This is a genomic window from bacterium (genome assembly GCA_023150945.1).
Classification (GTDB): domain Bacteria; phylum Zhuqueibacterota; class Zhuqueibacteria; order Zhuqueibacterales; family Zhuqueibacteraceae; genus Coneutiohabitans.
Genome location: JAKLJX010000080.1, coordinates 1 through 689 on the forward strand (window position 1 = coordinate 1; position 689 = coordinate 689).

Below are 689 nucleotides of genomic sequence, written 5' to 3' on the forward strand. Positions count from 1 at the left end.
ACGAAAACATCGTACCGCTTTTTCTGGTCTATCACCAGGTGGCCCAGCGCACAAATAACACGCTGGTGGCTCGTATCCAGCCGGAACAGTTTCAGGGATTTATTCCGGAAGCGGAAAAATTGTGGAATCGGATGGCGCCTGAACGGCCTTTCCACTACAGCTTCCTCGACGACAACCTGGCCAAGCTGTACGCAGCCGAACAACGGGAACAGCGCATCTTCGGCCTGTTTGCCCTGCTCGCGGTTTTTATTGCCTGCATCGGCCTGCTGGGGTTGGCTGCCTATATGACCCGGCAGCGCACCAAGGAAATCGGCATCCGCAAAGTGCTGGGGGCTTCCGTGATGGGCATCACGGGCCTACTAGCCAAAGACTTCCTGCTACTCGTCATTTTGTCATTGGTCATTGCCACGCCCGTTGCCTGGTATTTTATGGATCGCTGGCTTTCCGATTTCGCCTACCGCATCCACCTGGAATGGTGGATGTTTGGCGCCGCGGGCGCGACAGCGGTTGCCATTGCGTTCCTGACGGTAAGTTTTCAGAGCATTACGGCTGCGCTGGCAAACCCAGTGAAAGCGTTGCGGAGTGAGTAAATATCAAAGCGCGAGTCTGAACCCGAACACCGGCAGTGCTCCCTGCATAAAGTCCAGCGCTTCGTAGCGGGTAAAGCCCAGCTTTTCATACATCTTCCA

1 protein-coding gene is annotated in these 689 nt (G+C 55.4%); it reads left to right on the forward strand.

What is annotated here, in order from left to right; genetic code table 11:
* Window positions 1-590, forward strand: a 590-nt coding sequence (locus L6R21_28125) for an ABC transporter permease (GenBank protein ID MCK6563072.1), incomplete at its 5' end; no start/stop codon positions are given.
* Window positions 591-689 lie beyond the last annotated feature (99 nt).